At 69.1% G+C, this 19,908-nt stretch carries 15 protein-coding genes; 6 read left to right on the top strand and 9 right to left on the bottom strand.

Annotated features, from left to right (window positions below; genetic code table 11):
* Positions 1-15: 15 nt before the first annotated feature.
* The 6 genes from ACZ5ZX_RS38335 to ACZ5ZX_RS38360 form a co-directional block, all read right to left on the bottom strand.
* On the bottom strand, positions 16-603 hold the full coding sequence (locus tag ACZ5ZX_RS38335; protein WP_465506893.1) for a GTP-binding protein: 588 nt from the start codon (positions 601-603) through the stop codon (positions 16-18).
* Positions 584-961 carry a DUF742 domain-containing protein gene (locus tag ACZ5ZX_RS38340; protein ID WP_465506894.1) on the bottom strand — a complete coding sequence of 126 codons (378 nt, stop codon included), beginning with the start codon at positions 959-961 and terminating at the stop codon, positions 584-586. Before ACZ5ZX_RS38340 ends, ACZ5ZX_RS38335 begins: the two co-directional genes overlap by 20 nt.
* Complete coding sequence (locus tag ACZ5ZX_RS38345) at positions 958-1,392, bottom strand: roadblock/LC7 domain-containing protein (RefSeq protein WP_465506895.1); 435 nt, start codon at positions 1,390-1,392, stop codon at positions 958-960. The genes ACZ5ZX_RS38340 and ACZ5ZX_RS38345 overlap by 4 nt, the downstream gene beginning before the upstream one ends.
* The gene (locus tag ACZ5ZX_RS38350; protein ID WP_465506896.1) at positions 1,389-3,593 is read right to left on the bottom strand and encodes a HAMP domain-containing sensor histidine kinase; all 2,205 of its coding nucleotides are present in this window, start codon (positions 3,591-3,593) and stop codon (positions 1,389-1,391) included. Before ACZ5ZX_RS38350 ends, ACZ5ZX_RS38345 begins: the two co-directional genes overlap by 4 nt.
* A 300-nt stretch (positions 3,594-3,893) precedes the next feature.
* On the bottom strand, positions 3,894-5,861 hold the full coding sequence (locus ACZ5ZX_RS38355) for a pentapeptide repeat-containing protein (RefSeq protein ID WP_465506897.1): 1,968 nt from the start codon (positions 5,859-5,861) through the stop codon (positions 3,894-3,896).
* Positions 5,862-5,921: 60 nt separating this feature from the next.
* Positions 5,922-6,347 (bottom strand): VOC family protein, encoded by a 426-nt coding sequence (locus tag ACZ5ZX_RS38360; RefSeq protein WP_465506898.1) that lies wholly within the window; start codon positions 6,345-6,347, stop codon positions 5,922-5,924.
* A 138-nt stretch (positions 6,348-6,485) separates the two neighbouring features.
* Here ACZ5ZX_RS38360 and ACZ5ZX_RS38365 point away from each other — a divergent pair, with 138 nt between their 5' ends.
* The 6 genes from ACZ5ZX_RS38365 to ACZ5ZX_RS38390 all read left to right on the top strand — a co-directional run bounded on the left by ACZ5ZX_RS38365 (position 6,486) and on the right by ACZ5ZX_RS38390 (position 14,074).
* Positions 6,486-9,365, top strand: coding sequence for a type 2 lanthipeptide synthetase LanM family protein (locus tag ACZ5ZX_RS38365; RefSeq protein WP_465506899.1), 2,880 nt, complete (start codon positions 6,486-6,488; stop codon positions 9,363-9,365).
* Positions 9,366-9,377: 12 nt separating this feature from the next.
* Positions 9,378-9,572, top strand: a complete 195-nt coding sequence (locus tag ACZ5ZX_RS38370; RefSeq protein ID WP_465506900.1) for a hypothetical protein — start codon at positions 9,378-9,380, stop codon at positions 9,570-9,572.
* Between the two features lie 89 nt (positions 9,573-9,661).
* The gene (locus ACZ5ZX_RS38375) at positions 9,662-12,550 is read left to right on the top strand and encodes a helix-turn-helix transcriptional regulator (protein WP_465506901.1); all 2,889 of its coding nucleotides are present in this window, start codon (positions 9,662-9,664) and stop codon (positions 12,548-12,550) included.
* 3 nt (positions 12,551-12,553) lie between these two features.
* Positions 12,554-12,793 carry a glutaredoxin family protein gene (locus ACZ5ZX_RS38380; RefSeq protein ID WP_465506902.1) on the top strand — a complete coding sequence of 80 codons (240 nt, stop codon included), beginning with the start codon at positions 12,554-12,556 and terminating at the stop codon, positions 12,791-12,793.
* Positions 12,790-12,993 (top strand): putative acetyltransferase, encoded by a 204-nt coding sequence (locus tag ACZ5ZX_RS38385; protein WP_465506903.1) that lies wholly within the window; start codon positions 12,790-12,792, stop codon positions 12,991-12,993. Before ACZ5ZX_RS38380 ends, ACZ5ZX_RS38385 begins: the two co-directional genes overlap by 4 nt.
* 61 nt (positions 12,994-13,054) lie before the next feature.
* On the top strand, positions 13,055-14,074 hold the full coding sequence (locus ACZ5ZX_RS38390) for a YihY/virulence factor BrkB family protein (RefSeq protein ID WP_465506904.1): 1,020 nt from the start codon (positions 13,055-13,057) through the stop codon (positions 14,072-14,074).
* A 9-nt stretch (positions 14,075-14,083) separates the two neighbouring features.
* Here the strand turns inward: ACZ5ZX_RS38390 and ACZ5ZX_RS38395 are convergent, their stop codons facing one another.
* From ACZ5ZX_RS38395 to ACZ5ZX_RS38405, 3 genes are all read right to left on the bottom strand, one after another.
* Positions 14,084-14,524, bottom strand: a complete 441-nt coding sequence (locus ACZ5ZX_RS38395; RefSeq protein ID WP_465506905.1) for a DUF4383 domain-containing protein — start codon at positions 14,522-14,524, stop codon at positions 14,084-14,086.
* Between the two features lie 187 nt (positions 14,525-14,711).
* On the bottom strand, positions 14,712-17,048 hold the full coding sequence (locus ACZ5ZX_RS38400) for a chitobiase/beta-hexosaminidase C-terminal domain-containing protein (RefSeq protein WP_465506906.1): 2,337 nt from the start codon (positions 17,046-17,048) through the stop codon (positions 14,712-14,714).
* Positions 17,049-17,172: 124 nt separating this feature from the next.
* Positions 17,173-19,554 carry an ATP-binding protein gene (locus ACZ5ZX_RS38405; protein WP_465506907.1) on the bottom strand — a complete coding sequence of 794 codons (2,382 nt, stop codon included), beginning with the start codon at positions 19,552-19,554 and terminating at the stop codon, positions 17,173-17,175.
* Positions 19,555-19,908 lie beyond the last annotated feature (354 nt).

The following is a 19,908-nucleotide window of genomic DNA, read 5'->3' on the forward strand; positions in this document are numbered from 1 at the left end:
ATTTCCGGGCTCCTGTCAGGCTTTCCGTTGATGCGGCGCGTGCAACTCGGCCAGTGCGTGCTCGGCCGCGGCGATGAGGGTCTGTTTCGTCGACTCCGGCGAGCGCGCGTCACAGGAGATCACCTGTACCGCCGCCGGGATCTTGAGCGCCTCACGCACTTGTTCGGGCGCGTGCTGGCGGGTGCCCTGGAACTGGTTGATGGCCACCAGGAACGGCAGACCGCGCGACTCGAAGAAGTCGATCGACGCGAAGCAGTCCATGAGGCGGCGAGTGTCGACCAGGACGATCGCGGCGACCGCGCCGCAGACCAGGTCGTCCCACATGAACCAGAACCGGTGCTGGCCCGGGGTGCCGAACACGTAGAGCACCAGGTCGTCGGCGAGGGTGAGGCGGCCGAAGTCCATCGCGACGGTGGTGGCGATCTTCCCCGGCACCGCCTCGATCCGGTCGACCCCGACGCTCGCGGTCGTCATCATGGCTTCGGTGCGCAGCGGGAGTATTTCCGAGACCGCGCCGACGAAGGTCGTCTTGCCGGCGCCGAACCCGCCTGCCACCACGATCTTGGCCGAGGTGATCCGTCGTTCAGAGTGCGCGTAGTCCACTGAGGACCCTTTCGAGCAGATCGTTGCGTTCGTCCCAGGAGGTGTCTTCGGTGAGCGTGTCCCGTACCGAAACCTGCCCGGTGGTGAGCAGGTCGCCGATCAGGACCCTGGCCACCCCCAGCGGCACGCTCAGATGCGCCGCGATCTCCGCTACCGACCGCTGATGCAGGCACAGCTGCGTGACCACCGCCAGCGGGTTGGTGGGGCTGTAGGGCGCCGTACGTCCCTCGGTGGTCGTCTCCACCAGCGCTTCCACCGGGAGGTCGACCGCCGGCCGGGTCCGGCCGGCGGTCCACGCGTAGGGGCGGGCCAGCGAAGCCGCGTGCCGCCCGCCTTCACGTCGCCGGGCCTCACTCACCTGGTGGCTCCCGGTGAGGCCGCACGCCGCACCGGGGTCTCGACCATCTTCCCCACCCGGTCGACCAGCAACGTCATCTCATACCCCACCAGCCCGATGTCGCAGCCGGGGTTGGCCAGCACCACCAGGTTCGAGCCGTCACCGACATTCATCAGCATCAGGAAGCCCTGCTCCATCTCGATGACGGACTGCACGACCCGGCCGGCGGTGAACAGCTCGGCCGTGCCCAGCGCGAGGCTCGACAGCCCGGACGCGATCGCCGAGAGCTGGTCTGCCCGGTCCCGTGGCAGCGTTTCGTTCGCCGCCACGAGCAGTCCGTCCGCCGAGACGAGCGCCGCGTGCGCGACTCCGGGAACGTCCTGAGTGAACGCCGACACCAGCCAGTTCCGGGACTGGTCGATCACATCCGCTCCTTCATGCCGGGTGTTCATCGCTTCTCCACCTTCGATTCGGCCGGTTCGTTCGCCACGCGATGGCGGGCCGCGCGCATGCCGCTGTAGTGCCGGGAAAGGTTGTTCCGCACCGCGGCGGGATCGCGGAACGACGTGTCCTCCACTTGCGACCGTCGCGGAGCGGCCGCGCCAGGGGCGAGCTGCGCGCCGGGTTGCCGGGTCGGCAGCCCGGACTCGGTGAATTCGAGGTCGGCCAGACCGCCGACCGCGACTTCCGCGGCCAGCCGGACCTGGTCGACGGGGGTGGCCCAGTGCTGGGCCTGGTCCGTCGCGGCCGCGACGGGTTCGTCGGTGAACCAGTGCGAAAGCGTCTGGTCGAAGATCGGGGTCGGCATCTGGGTGAGCTCCGGGTCGAAGGGCGCTGGTTCCTCGGAGGGCCATCGGGGTTCGAGCTCGTGGCGGGCGCTGCCGTTGATCGCGGGCCGGGCCGGGGGGCCGGGCCGCTGCGGCAGGTCGACCAGCACGAGCACACCGGGAACGTGCACGCTCGCGGTGATGCCCGCACTCGCGTTCCGGGTGGTCGTCGGCCGCAGCCGGACGGTGATCCCGTGCGGCGCGGCGAGCCTGCTCACCACGAACAGTCCCATGCGGCGCGTGGTTTCCGGGCTCACGGCGGCACCGGCGGACAGCCGGGCGTTCGCCGCCTCGATGTCCTCTCTGCCCATGCCGAGCCCGACGTCGACGACCTCGATCAGCACCCCGCCGTCGAACCCGCGGTCAGCGGTGAGCACGACCTGCTCTTCCGGCGGCGAGGAGCGGATGGCGTTCTCCAGCAGCTCGGCGAGGATGTGCACGACGTCGGCGGCGGCCTCGGACTGCACCGACCCGCGCGGCGCGTTCCCCAGTGAGATCCGCTGGTAGTCCTTGACCTCCGAGGTCGCGGCCCGCAACAGCTCGACCGTCGCGACCGGCCCGGTTTCCCGCCGCACCGGGCGGCCGCCGGCGAGGACCTGGAGGTTCTCGCCGTTGCGCCGCAGCCGGGTGGCGATGTGGTCGATCTGGAAGAGTTCGGCGAGCCGCTGCGGATCCTGCTCGTCGGCTTCGAGGTCTTCGATGACCGAGAGCTGCAGTTCCACCAGCGACTGGCTGCGGCGGGACAGCGTCATGAACATCTCGCTGACCTGGATGCGCATTTCCGCCTGCTCGCCGACGGCCAGCCGGACGGCTTGCCGGTGCATGTCGTCGAAGGCACGGGCGAGCTGGCCGATCTCCTCCTCGGAGTAGACCGGGAGGGTCTCGATCGCCTGCCAGTCGATCTCTTCCCCACCCCGGATCCGCTCGATCGTGCCGGGCAGCCGGTGGCGCGCGGCGTCGATCGCGGCCGCGTGCAGCCGACGGATCGGCGCGACCAGCGACCGCGCCACAGCGAGCGCGATGGCGAGGGCACTGAGCAGCGAGGCGATGATGAGCGCGGTGTCGCGAAGAGCGTCGGAACGGGCCAGGTTGGTCTGGAAGCCGACCGAGTCGGACAACGTCTTCATGTGCTCGGTCAGCAGATTCCCGAGCGCGGCGCGTTTCGCCGCCGGTCCCCCGGCGCCGGCAACGGTCGCCGCGGCGAACCGCGCGGCCTCCGCCCCCGGCGGCAACGACCGGCGGATCTGGGCGATCAGCACGGTTTCCTCGGCGGCGACCGCGATCGACGCGTCCTGTGGCTGCCTGGACAGCGCCTCCTGCACCGCGAGACTGGTCCGCAGCTGCACGAGTGCACTGGCGATGCCTGCCGAGGCGTCGAGATCCGGGCTGCCCGCCTGTCCGACCACCCCGGGGACCACTTCGCTCAGCGCGAAGATGAAATCGTGGTAGCCACCGGTTTTGACGGCGGGCGAACCGGTTTCCTGGCGCAGCCCGGCCAGCTTCCCCAGCTCGGTCTCCAGCGCCCGAGCGGTCTCTGGCGCGAGCTGCGCGAAAGCGGCGTCCTGCCGCACCGACGCCGCTTTCGCGTCCACCGCACTGGTCTGCGCGGATCCGCCGTCGTGGATCATCTCGTCGTCGACGAGCGCGCTGAGCTCGGCGATCCCCTGCAGAACAGGCATTTGATCCCGTACGGCGCTGAGCCCGCCCGCTCTGGCCAGCTCGGCCTGCACCCGAACTCCCGCCAGCAGCAACGCGACGAGCACGGGCAACAACAGCACCACGGAGATCTTGGTGCGCAGCCGCCATGTACTGGGATTCCGGTACATGGCGGCAGGACGGCGTCGAAGTGGTTCGTCTTCTTTCATCTGTGGCTTGGCTCGATTCCTACCTGTGGCCCGATGAACAATTTCAGAGCTCGTTTTTTCCTCTGAATTCAAGCCAGAGACGTAACTCCGCCACCGGGGCCGTTGTCAAGGAGCCGGACCCATTTCCCCCGTACGCATCAGCCACACAGGGTAAACGTTGCACTGCTTGGCTTTTTACCTTCGCAGAGGGTGAACTGTCCAATTCCGCGATCGCCGTGTCCGTGAATTTCCGGCGACCATTTCCCGCTCGGCTCGATTCGATCACGACCGATCCGGTGATCCCGCCACATCGTCGGACGGCACCGGGACAAGCACTCCCCACTGGCCCTCCGAGGCGACATAGGGCCGTTCGTAGGCGTCCCGGACTTCGGTTCCGGGTGGCCAGGTGCTGTCCACGCTGAGCTTCCGCCCGTCCACTCTGACCCACACGGTCTCGATACGAGGTGGTCGCGCGAAGTGCGCGTCGGTGAACGAAACCGGGCCACCGAAGCGTATGTACTTGAAGATGACGTCCCGCTCGAAGCGGGCGCGGCGGAAACCGCAGACGTCACCGAACCTCGTCCCGACCAGCTGTGCTCGCCCGTCGAACAGCGCTTCGGTGAAACCCGCTACTTCGACGAACTCCGCACTGTCGAACCACACGTCCGCGGCGAATCGGGTCCGCCGGAACTCGGCCGTCTGCTCGAAGTGGCATTCGTGGAATCGGGTGTCCCCGGCGAACGTCGCCTCGTCGAACACGGCGAGCCCGGTGAACCGGGCACCACCGAAGCCGGCCTCGCCATCGAACCGGGCGCGGGTGAACTCCACACCTTTGCCGAACTTCGCCATGCCGAACGTGGCCTCACCGGTGAACCTGGTGGTGGTGAAACCGGTCTCCCCGCCGAACTCGGTCGCGTGGAAACCGGCCTCGGCGAGCGTCGCATCGGCGAACTGGGTGACGGCCCCCTCGAACCGAGCGTCAAGGAAGTTGGCTTCAAGGGTGAACTCAGCGGCGGAGAAGTAGGTGTCATCGGCAAAGCTCGCGTTGGCGAACACTCCTCGACCGGCGAACCGCGTCTTGCCGAACTCGGCCCGGTCACCGAAACGCGCCGCGGAGAAATAGGCGTCGCCGTCGAAGTTCGCGCCGGTGAAGACCGTGCGCGAGCGGAAGTGCGCGCGCCCGAAGGTCGTCCGTCCCCTGAACTCGGCGCCGCCGAACCGGGCGTACTTGTCGAACGTCGCCCCGTCGAAACCGGCGTCGTGGTCGAACCGCGCTTCGGCGAAGCTGACTTCGCCCGCGAACCGTACTCCGGTGAACACGGCGTTCAACCCGAAGTGCGCGCTGCCGAACCAAACGTCGCCGGTGAAGGTGGCGCCGGTGAAGTCGGCCGCGTCCACCCGGCACCCGATCAGATCGGCAGGGCCGAGCAGGGCGCCGGTGAGGTCGAGGCTGATGGCGGACCAGAAGGTGTCGACCGGCTTCTCCTCGGGGCCGGTCTTGAGATGGCGGAACAGGATGACCTGCGCGGTCCGCCGGACCTGGCGCTCCTGCTCCGCTTCCGTCGACGCGCCGGCCGGGACGTCAGGGCGCGGCGAAGGCGGCGCCAACCGCAGCGTGGCCCGCTTCCGGGCAGCGGTGCCCAACAGCGGTCGCGGCACTCCGGAGCTTCGCGCCACAGGTCGTCGTGCCGGTTCACCGGATGGCGGCTCGTAAGGCATCCGCAGGTACGCGCACAGCAGATCGACGATGGTCTGCCGCTGCGCGGGGTTGTCCTGCGCGAGCCGTTCCAGCGCGTACAGCCCGGCCAGCCGGACCGGTGCCTGTGCCGACCCGAGCTGGTCGGCCGCCTTGCCGTACAGGTCGGTGATCCGGCGAGCCTCGGCGTCCGCGACGGTCGCGGCGTGCGCCGCACGCACCTGGTTCAGGCTCAGCTCCGAAGTACGCTGCCTGCGCGCGGTCAGCCACAACGCCGCCGCGCCACCGGTACCGAGCACGATCGTGCCCGCCGTCTTGATGGCGTCCAGCCGACCGGCGTGCCCACCGTCGCCGAAGGCCAGCAGCAGCCCGGCGGCGACCCCGGCACCGAGCACGATCAATGTCACCGCGGCCCAGACGATCGTCCGGTTCGACAGCACCGGCAGTTCACCCGGCGGTTCCGCCTGCGGCCGGTACACCAGCACCGACATCGGCGGCGACGTCGACGGAAGGACCGGATCGAGCGGGCCGGGAGCGGACGGCGGCGTGGTCACCCGCCCATCATGCCGTTCCCAGGACCTGGCCGGGACGAGCGGAACACCGTCGTTTCCCGGCTACGGACGCGCCGGTCCCGGTGCCCCGACAGGCTGACCGAGCGAGATCATGTTGCCCTCGCTGTCACGGAAGAACGCCCCGCGTTCCCCGGTCCCGCGACTCGGATAGTTGTTGCCGATGTCGACGATCCCGTTCACCGTGCGGAAGCCCGGGAAGTCGTACTCCTCGAATACGACCCCGCGGGCGCGCAGATCCGCGACCTCGGCTTCGATGTCGGCGACCACGAAACTCACCTGGGTGAAGGAACCATCCGAGGCGCCGGCCGAAGCGAACAGGCAGAACACCGTCGATCCGCAGCGGTAACGCAGACCGCCGGGGCGTTCGTCGACGGGTTCGAGACCGAGCTTCTCCGCGTACCAGCGCCGTGCCCGGTCGAGGTCTTTCGCGGGCAGCCGCGTTTCCACGACCGCGTCCGTCAGAGCCATCCACTCTCCTTGGCCGGTTCTTCCGCCGTGATCACAACGTAGCGGTCCACCGCGAGATCGTCACTCTCCGGGCATCTTCGTGCGTGCGCTGAATGTGGGGGTTCCGCCCCCATGTGCGGATGCGGCCCGGCTGACAGCATGAACGACGTGACGCCCCAGCCAACGGCGACGTCCCTGCCGCCACGGTGGTGGGTGCACGGCCAGACCCCGCGCGAACGGAAAGCCGCCAAGCCCGCATGGGCCGGCGTCGTCGAACGCGCCGTCACCGCGCCACTGCCGAGGCGCCCCCCAGTCGGTGACTGGCGTGTCGCCTTCGCCGGGGTCTTCAGGTCCTTCGTCGACGCCGCGTCCCGCGAAGCGGTCCCCGGTGACCTCTCCGGCGCCGACGTCGAGGCACTCCGCACCGACTTCGCGGCTCAACTCGACCAGCATCTGTTCAACCTCTCGGTTCGCACGCTGGTCCTCGAACTGCATCGAGCCCGCAAGGCCGGGGCTCTTCAGGGCGAGACGCCTGAAGAGCGCTTCGCGGACTTCGTGCGGCAGCAGTCCACCCCGGCCGGACTCGTCCGGTTGTTCAGCGAGTACCCGGTACTGGCCCGGCTTCTCGCCCAAGCCTGCCGGCACGCCGCCGAGGCCAACGCCGAGATGCTGACCCGCTTCTCCGCCGACGCCGACGCTCTGCCCGGTTCGGTCGCGGACGGCGCACTCGGCACGCTGGTGGCGGTGGCCGGTGGGATCGGCGACTCGCACGCGCGAGGACGGTCGGTCAAGCTGCTGCGGTTCTCCAGCGGTGCCAAGGTGATCTACAAGCCCCGCCCGCTGATCCTGCACGAGCGCTTCACCGAGGTCGTCGAGCGGCTCAACAAGCGGCTGCCCGGCCTTGAGCTGCGGACCGCCGACGCGTTGCCGCGCGACGGGTACGGCTGGCTCCGGTTCGTCGAGCACCGGCCCTGCGCCGACATCGCCGACGTCGACCGCTTCTACCGCCGCCAGGGCATCCTGCTGGCGCTGCTGCACGCGCTCGACGCCACCGACATCCACTACGAGAACATCATCGCCAGCGGTGACCAGCCGGTGCTGATCGACATCGAGACGCTGTTCCAGCCGTCGCCCGCCGATGCGCCGGACGGCGACCCCGCGGCCGCGATGCTGGCGCGATCCGTCCAGCGCACGCTGCTGCTTCCCCAGCTCTTCGCCGGGGAACACGGCGCCGTCGACATCTCCGGGCTCGCCGGCCGCGGCGGCAGGCTGCCCACCGACCGGGTCGAGTGGGCCGATCCCGGCACCGACCGGATGCGGCTCGTCCGCGTGCCCGGTGAACTCGCGGGCGGGAACAATCTCCCGCGGCTCGACGGCCGCGACGTCACCCCCGCCGAGCACAGCGCGGCACTGCTCGCCGGTTTCCGGCTCGGCTACGACGCGGTCTCCACCGCACGGGACGAACTCGCCGAGCACCTCAAACGCTGCGCCGAGGACCCCATCCGGGTGCTCATCCGGCCGACGAACTTCTACTTCCGCCTGCTGGACGAGACCACCCATCCGGATCTTCTGCGCGACGCCGCCGACCGCGACCGCGCGTTCGACCTGCTCGAAGAGGACTCGGCGGGCGAGGAGAAGCTGCTCCGGCTCGTGCCGCACGAGCGCGCCGACCTGTGGGCGGGCGATGTCCCGATGTTCACCTCGAGCCCCGGTTCGACGTCGCTACTGGATTCGCGCGGTGACGGTGTCGAAGGCGTGGTGGAACGGCCGTCGCTGGACACCGTGCTGGCGAAGGTCGCGGAGATGGATCCGCTCGACCAGCGCGACCAGGAATGGCTGATCTCGGCCACCCTCGCCATCAGCACGGCGAGCGTCGGCCACCACGGAGGTGGCGAAACCGCGGAAACCGCGGTGCCGAACCAGGCACCCGACGCGGAACGGCTGCTGGTCACCGCCTGCGGGATCGCCGACCACATCGTCGCCAACGCCTTCTCCGACGAGCGCCGCTCCAACTGGCTCGGGATCGAACTCGTCGACGACCGCTACTGGACCGTCCTCCCGATGGGGGCGGGCCTCGGCGAGGGCTATTGCGGTGTCGCGCTGTTCCTCGCCCAGCTCGCCGAGCTGACCGGGATCGCGCGTTACCGTGACCTCGCCGCGTACGCGATCACCCCGCTGCCCGGCCTTTTCGCCGCCCTCCGGGCCGACCGTGAGCTGGCCGCCACCGCCGGCTGCGGCGGTCTGCTCGGCCTCGGTGGCGTCGCGTACACGATCGCCAGGCTCAGCACGCTGGTCGGGCTCCCCGCCGGGGACCTCATCGAGCAGGCCGTCGACCTGATGCCCGACGCCACCGCCGAGACCCCGTCCGGGTTCACGACCGGACTCGCGGGCGGCGTCGCCTCCATGCGCTCGGTGTATGTCCAAACAGGACTGGAGACGGCGCTGATCCGGGCGGATCGCTACACCGACCAGCTGCTCGCCCGCGACCGTCCACAAGGGACAGGTTTCGCGCGCGGTTCCGCCGGGGTCGACTGGGTGCTGCGGGCGCACGACCGGACCGGCGAAGAACCGCCCGAACGGCACGGCGATCGGGCGGAAAGCACCGGCGGCTGGTGCGACGGCCTCGCCGGCGCCGTCCTAGGCCTGGCCGCCCGCCTGCCCGATCCCGCCGGCGCCCTGGAACTGGAACGGACCGTCAAACGCCTGTCCGACGGGGCACCGTTGAAGGATCTCAGCCTGTGCCACGGCGAAACCGGGGTGACCGAGGTGTTGTGCGTGCTGGCGGAGAACGGGCACACTGGCGCCGCCGCCGCGGTACGTCGCCGGACCGGTCATCTGCTCGCCGCGATCGACCAGCGCGGTGCGCGCTGCGGGACCCCTGGCGCGGTCCCCTCGCCCGGGCTGCTGAGCGGCCTGGCAGGTATCGGCTACGGCCTGCTGCGGCTGGGATTCGGCGACCGGGTCCCGTCCGCGCTGCTGCTCCGCCCCGACCGGCCGCATCCCGCGGCCACCATCGTCCCGCCGGTAAACCGAGTATGAGGAGAAATACCGATGTACGAAAGAGATCTGCCCGTCACCGAAGACGCCCTCGGCGCCGTGAACCTGCCGCGCGCGCTCGAGGTCGGCTCGCGCAACCACGCGCTGGCGGGCAGCAAGCCGCGGTTGAGCGCGAACCCGCTCGCCACCCTGTCCGGCGACCCCGGCTCGCCGTCCGTCGTCAGCGTCTTCGCGGGCGGCTGGATCTGAGACAGGGTTCACGAAGGCGGGCCCCGACGCCCGCCTTCGTGATCAACTCTTCGCCGTAGCAGGGGAATCCGCTCGCTATAGTCACGGCGGTGGGGATCCGTTCGTCGCGGGTGATCGGCCGTGACACCGAACTGGCCGAGCTCTCCGGAGCTCTCGATCGCGCCATCGCCGGCCGCGGCGGCGCGATCTTTCTCGTCGGAGAAGGCGGAATCGGAAAGTCCCGGCTCGCCATCGAAGCCGCGTCGCGGGCGGTCGCCGCGGACATCCCGGTCCTGCAGGGCAGGGCGAGTTCGATCGGCCCGCTCGTCCCGTTCCGTCCGCTGTCCCAGGCGCTGTTGTCGCATTTCCGCGGCGGCGGCCCGCCGGAAGCGGCCGAACTCGACCCGTTCGTCCCCGTGCTCGCCCAGCTCATTCCCGACTGGAGTCAGGGCGACCGCCCGCGGGAATCGGGTTCCCTGATGGTCCTCGCCGAAGCGGTATACCGGCTGCTGGCGGTCACCAGCCGCGATCGCGGCGCGCTCCTGGTCCTCGACGACCTCCAGGACGCCGACGCCGAAACGCTGTTCATCCTCGAATACCTCGTCGACAACCTGTCCGCGGCGAAGACCCTGTTCGTCGGCACGCTCCGTAACGAGCCCTCCGAGGCGCTCCGGCTGGCGACGTCCGGAGCCCAGCGGATGAGCTGCGCCGTCCTCGAACTCGGCAGGCTCGGCCTCCGCGACACCCACGCGCTCGCCGCGGCCTGCCTGGAGACGGAACCGGACCACCTGCCGTCGGCCGCGGCGGAGTTGTTGTGGCGCAACAGCGCGGGCCTGCCGTTCATCGTCGAGGAACTGCTCCACGGCATGGTGAACGACGGCCTGCTGGTCGAGAACCGCGACGGCTGGCGCGTGATCGGCGAACTCCGCGCCCGCGTACCGGCCGCGCTGGTCACGAGTATCGGCGTCCGGATGGAGCAACTCGGCGCGCAGGCGGGTGAACTGCTCTCGGTCGCCGCCGTCATCGGCCGCCGATTCCCGCTGCCGGTGGTGCAGACGGTCACCGGGATGAACGACCGGACCCTGCACAACCATCTGAGTGCCGCCGTCTCGGCGAACCTGGTCACCACCGACGACACGACACCCGGCTGGTACGCCTTCCGCCATCCGCTGACCGCGGAAGCGTTGCTGGAGCGCCAGTCCCCGGCACGGAAGGCGACGCTCGCGCGCCAAGCCGCCGACGCCGTCGAGAAGCTCTATCCCGACCTTCCTGGCGACCTGTGCGCGCTCGTCGCTTTCCTCCGGCTGACCGCGCACGACGAGCGGGCGGCGGGACGGCAATTCGCCGAAACCGGCCGCCGTGCCCTCGACGCCGGGGCCGCGGACTCCGCGGTCACGATGCTCACCAAAGCCGTCGACCTGCTCTCCGGGGCCGACCAGGGTGATCGGGCCGAGGTGCTCGAGACCCTGCTGTACGCGCTCGGGCAGACCGGCCAGTTCGACCGTGCCGTCGCGCTCTCCGCCGGATTCGGCGAGATCGGCACGCTCGAACGCGCGGCGAAACTGCACACCCAGCTGGCCTGGGCCGCCTACATCGCCGGACGGCACGACGAGTGTCTCGGCCAGATCGAACGCGCCCGCGCCCCACTCGGTTCGGCGATCTCACCGGCGCAGCAGGCCGCGCTCGACGCCGTCGAAGCGAACCTTTGGCTCGACGTCCCCGGCCGGAGCGGCAGGGCGGAACGGCTCGCACGTCAGGCGTGGAAAGTGGCCGAGGAGACCGAGCAGCCCTTCGTCGTCTGCCAAGCGCTGCAGGTGCTCGGGATGCTGGCGCTTTCGAGGGACCTCAGCGAGTCCGAGCACTACATGCAACTCGCGCGGCGCACCGCCGAAGACAACCAGCTGCATCATCTCCGGACCCAGGCGCTGGTCCGGCTCGGCGGCCATCGCGTACTGATGAACGGCGACGAGCAGACCTTGTTGCTGGCCCGCGCCGACGCCCAGCGGACCGGGGCGATCACCCTGCACTGCGCGGTCGATTCCGTGCGCACCATGCACGCGATCCTGCGGTGCGAGTTCGAGACCGCGCACGCGCTGCTGGAGGAGAACCTGGCCGTCCTCGGCAGGCTCCGCCTGACCGCGTTGCTGCAGTACGCGCATATGACCAGGGCGATGTCGGCCGGGCATCGGGCGGACCGCCCGGAGATGGAACGGGCACTCGAGGACTTCCGGGAAAGCGGCGGCGAGAACGCGCAGGAGATGGTGCTGAGCATCGGCCTGGCACGCGTCTTCTGCTCATTGCTCGAAGAGGACCTCGACCGGGCGCGCCGGGAACTCGGGCAGGTGATCGAGCTGGAGGAACGGCGGCCGAGCCGGTTCCACCTCGCCGGCCAGCACGGGCTCAGGACGCTCATCGACACCCTCGGCGGTGCCGCCTGCCCCGGGGCAGGCTCCGCGGTGAGCGGGATGCGATGGAACCGGCAGTTCGTGGAACTCGCGCACGCCGTCGAGCACGGCAGGCGAGGCGACGCGGCGGAAGCGGCGCGGGCGGTTGCCGACGCGATGGAGACCTCGGCCCCCTATCCCCTGGCCCGGCACCTCGGGCTCCGCCTGATCGCCGAACCGGCGGCCGCCGACGGCTGGGGAGATCCGGTGGGCTGGCTCACGGAGGCCGAAGAGTATTTCCACGGCAGAGGCATCCAGGCGGTCGCGGGCGCCTGCCGCAGCCTGCTCCGCAAGATCGGCGCACCCGTCCGGCAGCGTCGCGCCGGTGTCGACCGCGTCCCCGCCGACCTGCGCGCGGCCGGTATCACCGTGCGCGAGTACGAGGTGCTGGTGCTGCTCGCCGAGCGGATGGGCAACAAGGACATCGGCGCTCGCCTGCACATCTCGCCGAGGACGGTCGAGAAACACGTCGCTAGTCTGCTGGCCAAGACCGGCCTCGCCGACCGTTCCGCCCTCGCCGGACAAGCCGCCGGGCGGCGACCTGGCATGCTGTGAGCCATGAGCGACCTCACCGTGTACGGCGCCGGCTGGTGCCCCGACGTGAAACGCAGCCGTGCCCTGCTCGACGCCAAGGGAGTCGAGTACGACTACCTCGACGTCGAAGCGGACGCCGGTGCCGAGGAGACCGTGCGGGCACTGCAGAACGGTGCGCGGCGGATCCCGACCATCGTCTGGCCGGACGGAACCCATCTGGTCGAACCGAGCGACGACGAGCTCACCGCGCACCTGAACCGATGACCCTCCCGGACGTCCCGGTCGGCACGAGGGTCGTCGTGCGGTACCGGATCGAAGGCGGCTTCACCGACGCGCTCGGCTATCTGCGGTCCCGTGACGACACGGAATGCACCGTCGAGACCAAACGTGGTCTCGCGACGATCCGGCTGGCGGACATCGTCCTGGCGAAGACCGTCCCGCCACCGCCGGCGCGGTCTCGCTGAACGGAGCGCGGGTTACCGCATCTACCTCACCTGCGCCCGTTTCAGCCCGGCGAACCGGGGTATGCCAAGGGATCCCCACCAGGAGGTCCCCTTGGCAGGCAAGAAGAACAAAGGACCGGAAGGCCCCACCGATCTGCCGAAGCGATCGTGGTGGGGTGTGCTCAAGCGAACGGTCGTCCAGTTCAACCGGGACGAGCTCCTGGACCACGCGGCCGCACTGACCTACTACGGCGTGCTCTCGCTCTTTCCCGGGCTGCTGGTGCTCACCGCACTGCTGGGACTGATGGGACCTTCCGCCGAACAGGCACTGATCGACAGCGCCGGACAGATCACTCCCGGGCTGGGCCGTGACCTCCTGCTCGGCGCGACCCACGAGCTGTCCGGGTCGAGCGGTCTCGCCGGTCCGGCCGCGATAGTGGGTCTGCTGGGCGCGGTCTGGTCGGCGTCCGGCTATCTCGGCGCGTTCATCCGGGCTTCGAACGTCATCTATTCGATGCCGGAGGGTCGTCCCGTCTGGAAACTCTGGCCGTTGCGGCTCGGGCTGACCATCGCGCTGCTCGTCATCCTCGCGCTCTGCGCCCTCGGGATCGTCACGACCGGCGACGTGGCCAGGTACCTCGGCGATCTGGTGGGACTGGGCTCGACCGGGGTCCTCGTCTGGGACATCGCGAAATGGCCGGTGATCGCCTTGCTGGCCGGTCTGGCCTTCGCCGTGCTCTACTGGGCGAGCCCCAACGTCAGGCAGCCGCGCTTCCGCTGGATGACCCCGGGCGGCTTCGTCGCGGTGCTGCTCTGGGCGGCGGCGACGGCCGGATTCGCCTTCTACGTCAGCAACTTCGGCTCGTACAACAAGATCTACGGCTCCCTCGCCGGGGTGATCGTGTTCCTGATCTGGCTGTGGATCTCGAATATCGCCGTCCTGTTCGGCGCCGAACTCGACGCCGAACTCACCCGGGGAAAGGAACTCGCGGACGGCCGTCCCGCTGCGAACGAGCCCTTCCTCCCTCCTCGCGACACCCGGGCGATGGACGACGAAGAGACGGAAGAGGTCGCCGAGGCTCGCACGCGGCAGAACGACTGAGCCCGGTTTCTAACGTGTACGAGCGCTCGCGACGGGGACGACGCCCAAAATGACCATGCCGAGTCCGAGAACGAGGTGCAGCCAGTTGTCTGCGCCGTTCACCGGCACGAAGTTCGCCGCCGAACCATGGTCGATGAGCAGGCCGTACAGCCAGAGGACCAGGTAGATCACGCCGCCGCCGACGAGGAACGATCGCGCCGCCCCCGCTGTCCTGGCCATCAGGATCCCCGCGATCCCGAACGCCACGTGGACGAGATTGTGGAGGATCGAAACCTGGAAGAAGTCGAGCAGCAGCGCGCCTGAATCGTGGCCCATGCCGCCCAGCCGGTCGTAATTCGTGGTGACGCCGGGGATGAAACCCAGCACGCCGACGAGCAGGAAGACCAGCCCTACCGCCGCCGCGAAGGCCTGCCGCGGCGAACGCGCGACCCTGGTCGGTGATGCCGTCATGATGGTGCCTCCGAGTATCCGTTGGGACGGTGAACCGTCCTCGGGTACCCAGGCGCGCGCCCGTCACACCGCCGGTCCGTGCTGTTTTCACGTGGGTTGAAATGGCTCGTTGGTGCGCCGGCAGCGGAGCGCGCTCGTGAGTGGCGATTCGGGTTCTAACCCGAATCGCCACTCACGAGCGGTCGAGTTACGGGTAGCTGACCAGGTTGCTCGGCGTCGTCCCCGGCGGCGTCACCGCGCCGGCGTCGTTGATCACGTGGGTGATGGTGCCCTTGTAGTTCAGCGAAACCGTCACCAGGTTGTGGAACCGGACGCCGGAGCGGTTCGGTACCTCGAACGCGTGATACAGGTTCACCGACGGGTTGTCGTTGAAGAAGCAGTAGCTGCCAAGGCCCCACGCCTCGTGCGTGGTCACGTTGTCCCCCACCTTGTAGGCGGCGTACCCGTTGCGCCCGTTCGGACTCTTCCATCCCGCCTGATCCGGGACGTCGTAGGGGATCTCGTTCTGGAAGAAGATCGTCCTGCCGTTCTGGCCGTTCCAGATCACCTGGTACTTCTGGTAGTGCTCGACGAACAGACCGGTCGCGAGCACGTTGTCCCCGTTGACCACCAGTCCGGTGTCGCCGGTGTTGACCGTCCAGCCGTAGGTGCCCGCGTTGCCGTGGTCGGCCCGCCACGCCCAGATGTGGTCGATGATCGTGTCGCGGCTGTTGACGATCAGGCTGTTCGTCGCCTTCCCCGCGACCTGTCCGCCGATCCGGAAGAACACGTCCTGCAGTGTCGTCGGGTTGGCCGAGTGGTTCGCCGTCGAGCCCGCCGGGCCGACGGTGAGCAACGACTGCGAGTTGGTCGTGCCGGCGTCGAACAGCAGGCCCTTGAGCCGCACGCCGTCCACGTCCGCGACCCGCATCGCGTCGACGCCGTTGTCCGGCACCAGCGTCGGATACCCGACGCCGAGGACGACGGTCCCGGCCTTGCTCACGTTCAGCGTCTGGTTGAGGTGGTAGACGCCGGGCGTGAAGAACAGGTTGCAGCCCTGGGACAGCGCGGTGTTGATCGACGAGGCCGTGTCCCCCGCCTTCACGACGTAGAACTGACTCATCGGCAGCGAGCTGCCCGGGGTACTGCCGTTGGCCCAGCTCGGCCCGGAAGCGTTGGTGCGCAGGGAAGGCAGGAACACCCGGTACTTGCCGGAGCCGTCGAGGTACAGGTACGGCACGTCGCGTGACACCGGCGTGGTGCCGAGCGTCGTCTCCGGCGGATTCGGGAACGTGTTCGCCGGGGCACCGTTCGTCCCGGAGAAGACCATGTTCCAGACGCCGCCCTCCCAGCTGCCATAGCTGCTGTCGCGGGTGTACCACTGCTGCTGCGAGATCGACGCGGTCTTACCGGAGACCTTGGTGTCGGCCGTGTAGCCGCCGCTGGCGAAGCCGTAGCTGGCCGGGAAGAGGTTCAGCCCGCCGCGGATGTCCATCCGGCGGAACGGGGCGGCCTGCGCGACGGCCCAGCGGGTCGCCCCGCCGCTCGGGACGACGGCGAGATTCTCCGCCGAGCGCCAGAAGTTCTGCAGCGCCACGCCCTTGTCCGATTCGTTGAACGCGTCGACGGTCACGTCACCGTTGATCACCACGTCGCCCGGGTTCTGTCCGAGACCGGCGACGGAGGTGTAGTAGCCGACGTCGTCGTGGATCCCGCTGTACACACCCGGCTTGAACAGGTGTGCGTACCGGCGTTCGGTGAACTGCGCGGTCAGCGTGTCCTTCTGGGCGTTGAAGTCCGCGTCCAGCCGGGTCTGGATCGACGACGCGGACATGCCGGGGTCGAAGATCCGCACGTTGGGGCCGAAATCCGGGACCTCGGCCTGCGCCGGGCAGGTCGCCTGCGTCGATCCGATCGTGTAGCTCGCGGACGCCACCGTCGAGTTCGCCGAGCCGGACTTCAGCGCGATCGCGGAAATCGTCGAGGACGCCGAGACCGTGATCGGGCCGGAGTACACAGTGGACGACGCGGTCGGCGTGGATCCGTCCACTGTGTACCGGATGGTCGCGCCGGCGGTCGCGGTCGACAACGTCACCGTGCGGGCGCTCGGATAGCTCCCACCGGGTGGATCGAAGGTGGGCGCGGCGACCGCTGTGCCGCCACCACCGTGGGTGTAGCTGAAGTGCGGGGTGTCGTATTGTGGCCCGTTCTTCTCGTACGTGAACCAGTAATCGAGCACCGTGCCGGTGCTGAGCGAGCCGACGGTGTGCCGCCAGGTGCCGCCGCTCTCGGTCATGCGGACGTTCTGCTGACCGATCCCGGGCACACCGGTGTAGTGGATGTCGACGTAGCGGGCGGGCGTCGCCGGGGTGAAGGAGAACTGCGCCTGTGTCGCGTTCACGGACGTCGCGCTCTGGCTGTAGTCCTCGGCCGCGGAGGCGGTGGCGCCACCGAGACCGGTGACGATCAGGAGTGCGGAAAGACAGAGGGCGAGCGTGCCCTTCGGCCCTTTCCGCCGTTTGGGCTGCACAAGGATCCGATTCACGTCGTGACACCTCCGGCGTTGGAAATCCACGGGCGAAGCAATTCGTTGCGCGCCACAACAAAGTAACCGGCGGTGCGATCCGCCCAGATCACGCTTCGGTAACAGTGATGGTCCAAACCACTGACTACTCCGGATGGCGTTGCCGGATTCCGCTGTTCCGCTCGGCCCATACCGCCGTCTGGGTCACCCAGGCCGCGATCTGGGCCCGGGAATCGAAGTTCAGCTTCCGCAGGATGCGCTGGACGTGTCCCTCGGCGGTCCGGCGGGAGATCACCAGCCGATCGGCGATCTCCCGATTGGACAGGCCGTCGGTGATCAGGACCGCGACCTCGTGCTCCCGGTCGGTGAGGACCGTCTCGACCTCGGCGACGGGGCCGCTTTCCGCTCTCTCGACCTCGTCGAGCGCGAAAGCGACGGCCTCCTCCAAGGTGAACTCACTGCCGTGCCGCGACAGCATCGCGTACCGGCTGTCACCGAGCGCCTCACGGGTTCGCGCCTCGCAGTCGCCGTGCGGGGCACCGAAGTACTTCGAGCCGAACATCGGGTAACCGACGGACTGCCACATCCTCCGCGCGCAGCCGAGCAGGGTCGCCGATCGCTCCCACTGCCCGAGCGACGCCTCGATCCACGCGAGCACCTCGATCGACAGCACCATGCCGAGCAGGTCGTTGAACGTGCGCTTGAGGCGAAGGCAGTTGCGCGCGTAGCCGGTCGCCAGGTCGAACTCGCCCCGGTTCAGCGCCACGAGCGCCAGTACGTAGATCGCGTAGGCGTAGGCCCATTCCTCACCGTGCGCCGCGCCGATCGCGCGAGCCTCTTCGCACAACGCCGCGGCCTCTTCCAGCTCACCGAGGAAGATCGACGCGATCGCCAGCTCGATCCCGGCCAGCATCACGTTGCCGTTCATCTCGCCCAGTCGCCGATAACGGATCCGGGCGTCTTCGAACAGGTCTTTCGCATAGCCGACGTCGTCGCCGACCAGCGCGTTGCATCCCAGGCGGTGGATCGCGTAGGCGAGCGCCCGCTCGTCCTCCACCCGGCCCGCTTCCGTCCGGCACTCCCCCAGCAACGTCACCGCACGCGCGACGTCACCCTGCAGGGTCGAGACGTAGCCGTTGACCCACAGCGCTTTCAAGCGATCTTCGCCGCCGTCTGGGACGGCTTCGAGCGCACGGTCGAGCCAGTGCCGCCCCTCGCCCAGCACACCGCAACCTGCCCAGTAGAACCACAACGTGGCAGCCAGTTTCAGACCGACTTTGAACTCGGAGGGGGTGGCAAGGCAATAGTCGAGCGCGGCGCGCAGATTCGCGTGCTCGAGTTTGGTCCGCACGAAGATCTCCGCCTGCTTCGGCCCGAACCAGTCCCGCTCACTCTGCTCGGCCTGCGCCAGGTAGTAATCCCGGTGACGGCGCAGGACCACCTCCTCGTCACCCATGGCGTGGAGCTTCGACCTGCCGAACTGGCGAAGCGGCTCCAGCAGCCGATACCTCGTCCGACCACCGTCCCTCGTCCGACCACCGTCGCGTTCGACGAGCAGGACCGACTTGTCCACCAGTCCGGTCAGCTGTCCGAGCACCGATCCGGCGGGCAGCCCGTCGCCAGCGCAAACGGATTCAGCCGCGGACAGACTGAAGCCACCTCCGAACACCGACGCCCGCGCCCAGAGGAGCCGCTCGGCAGCTCCGCACAGGTCATGGCTCCATTCGACCGCGGCCAGCAAGGTCTGGTGCCGAGGCAGTCCGCCGCGCTCTCCCTTGGCCAGCAAGTGAAAGCTGTCCTCCAGCCGCCTCGCCAGCTCATCGAGCGACAACGCGCGGACACGGACCGCGGCCAGCTCGATCGCCAGCGGTATCCCCGCCAGCATCCGGCACACCCGCGCGATCAGTTCCTGGTTTTCGTCGGTGACTGCGAAACCCGGCTCGACGGCGGCCGCCCGTTCGGCGAGCAACGCCATCGCCGCATAGCCACGCCAACCGTCCGGGGGAAGCGGGACCAGCGGATCGGGCAGCGGCAACGGCGCGACCTGCCACAGGTGCTCGCCGGGGATCCCGATCCGTTCCCTGCTGGTGGCGAGGACGCGGAGCCCCGGCGCCATCCTCAGCAGCCGGTCCACCGAGGCGGCGCAAGCGTCGATCAGGTGCTCACAGTTGTCCAGGATCACCAGGATCCGGCGCTCCCGCAGGTGATCCGCGAGCACGTCCGCCTGGTTTCGGCCCGTGTCGTCGCGAACGCCCAGCGCCTCCAGCACGGTGTGGACCAGCAGGGCAGGGTCGGACAGATCCGCGAGTTCGACGAGCCAAGCGCCATCGGGGAACGCCCGGCGCAGCTCGGTGGCGGTATGGAGGGCCAGCCTCGTCTTGCCGACTCCGCCGACCCCGGTCAGTGTCACCAGCCTGGCTTTGGACAAGAGCCTTTTGACTTCGGCGACGTCCTGCTTTCGACCCACGAAACTTGTGGTCCCGGCGGGGATGTTGCCCGGCCGGCCTGCCGAGGCCGAGGTGCCCACCCCTGAACCGTACGGACGGGCTCGCCCGGGGGTCAACGGAGCCGGGGGCTCGTTCGCTCGGTCAGCCCAATCAGGTGGCCGAGGTTTCGTGAGTGGCGATTCGGATTCGAGGGATAAGGCAAAGCGTCGTGGCCGACACCTCTGACGGTGGGGCGGCCTGCGTCCGCTGCTCATGTCGCGAGAGCCACTTTCGGGACATGTGGTGTCCCTCAAAGAAGCTTCTAGGGCGTGTCCTGGGGATCTTCATCGGAGGTGGAGGTGATGCAGGCGAGGATGATCTCGGCGCGGTGATAGGCGGCTCGTTTGGCGAAACGGGTTGCCAGGCCTCGGAATTGTTTGAGCCGGTTGAAGCAT

It is taken from the genome of Amycolatopsis sp. NPDC033938, from assembly GCF_055575975.1.

What these genes read in the sequence shown, in the direction of transcription:
- ACZ5ZX_RS38395 (WP_465506905.1), bottom strand. Translation starts at nt 14,524, where the DNA reads ATGACGGCATCACCGACCAGGGTCGCGCGTTCGCCGCGGCAGGCCTTC.
- ACZ5ZX_RS38365 (WP_465506899.1), top strand. Translation starts at nt 6,486, where the DNA reads ATGAACGACGTGACGCCCCAGCCAACGGCGACGTCCCTGCCGCCACGG.
- ACZ5ZX_RS38390 (WP_465506904.1), top strand. Translation starts at nt 13,055, where the DNA reads ATGCCAAGGGATCCCCACCAGGAGGTCCCCTTGGCAGGCAAGAAGAAC.
- ACZ5ZX_RS38360 (WP_465506898.1), bottom strand. Translation starts at nt 6,347, where the DNA reads ATGGCTCTGACGGACGCGGTCGTGGAAACGCGGCTGCCCGCGAAAGAC.
- ACZ5ZX_RS38385 (WP_465506903.1), top strand. Translation starts at nt 12,790, where the DNA reads ATGACCCTCCCGGACGTCCCGGTCGGCACGAGGGTCGTCGTGCGGTAC.
- ACZ5ZX_RS38370 (WP_465506900.1), top strand. Translation starts at nt 9,378, where the DNA reads ATGTACGAAAGAGATCTGCCCGTCACCGAAGACGCCCTCGGCGCCGTG.
- ACZ5ZX_RS38350 (WP_465506896.1), bottom strand. Translation starts at nt 3,593, where the DNA reads ATGTACCGGAATCCCAGTACATGGCGGCTGCGCACCAAGATCTCCGTG.
- ACZ5ZX_RS38345 (WP_465506895.1), bottom strand. Translation starts at nt 1,392, where the DNA reads ATGAACACCCGGCATGAAGGAGCGGATGTGATCGACCAGTCCCGGAAC.
- ACZ5ZX_RS38380 (WP_465506902.1), top strand. Translation starts at nt 12,554, where the DNA reads ATGAGCGACCTCACCGTGTACGGCGCCGGCTGGTGCCCCGACGTGAAA.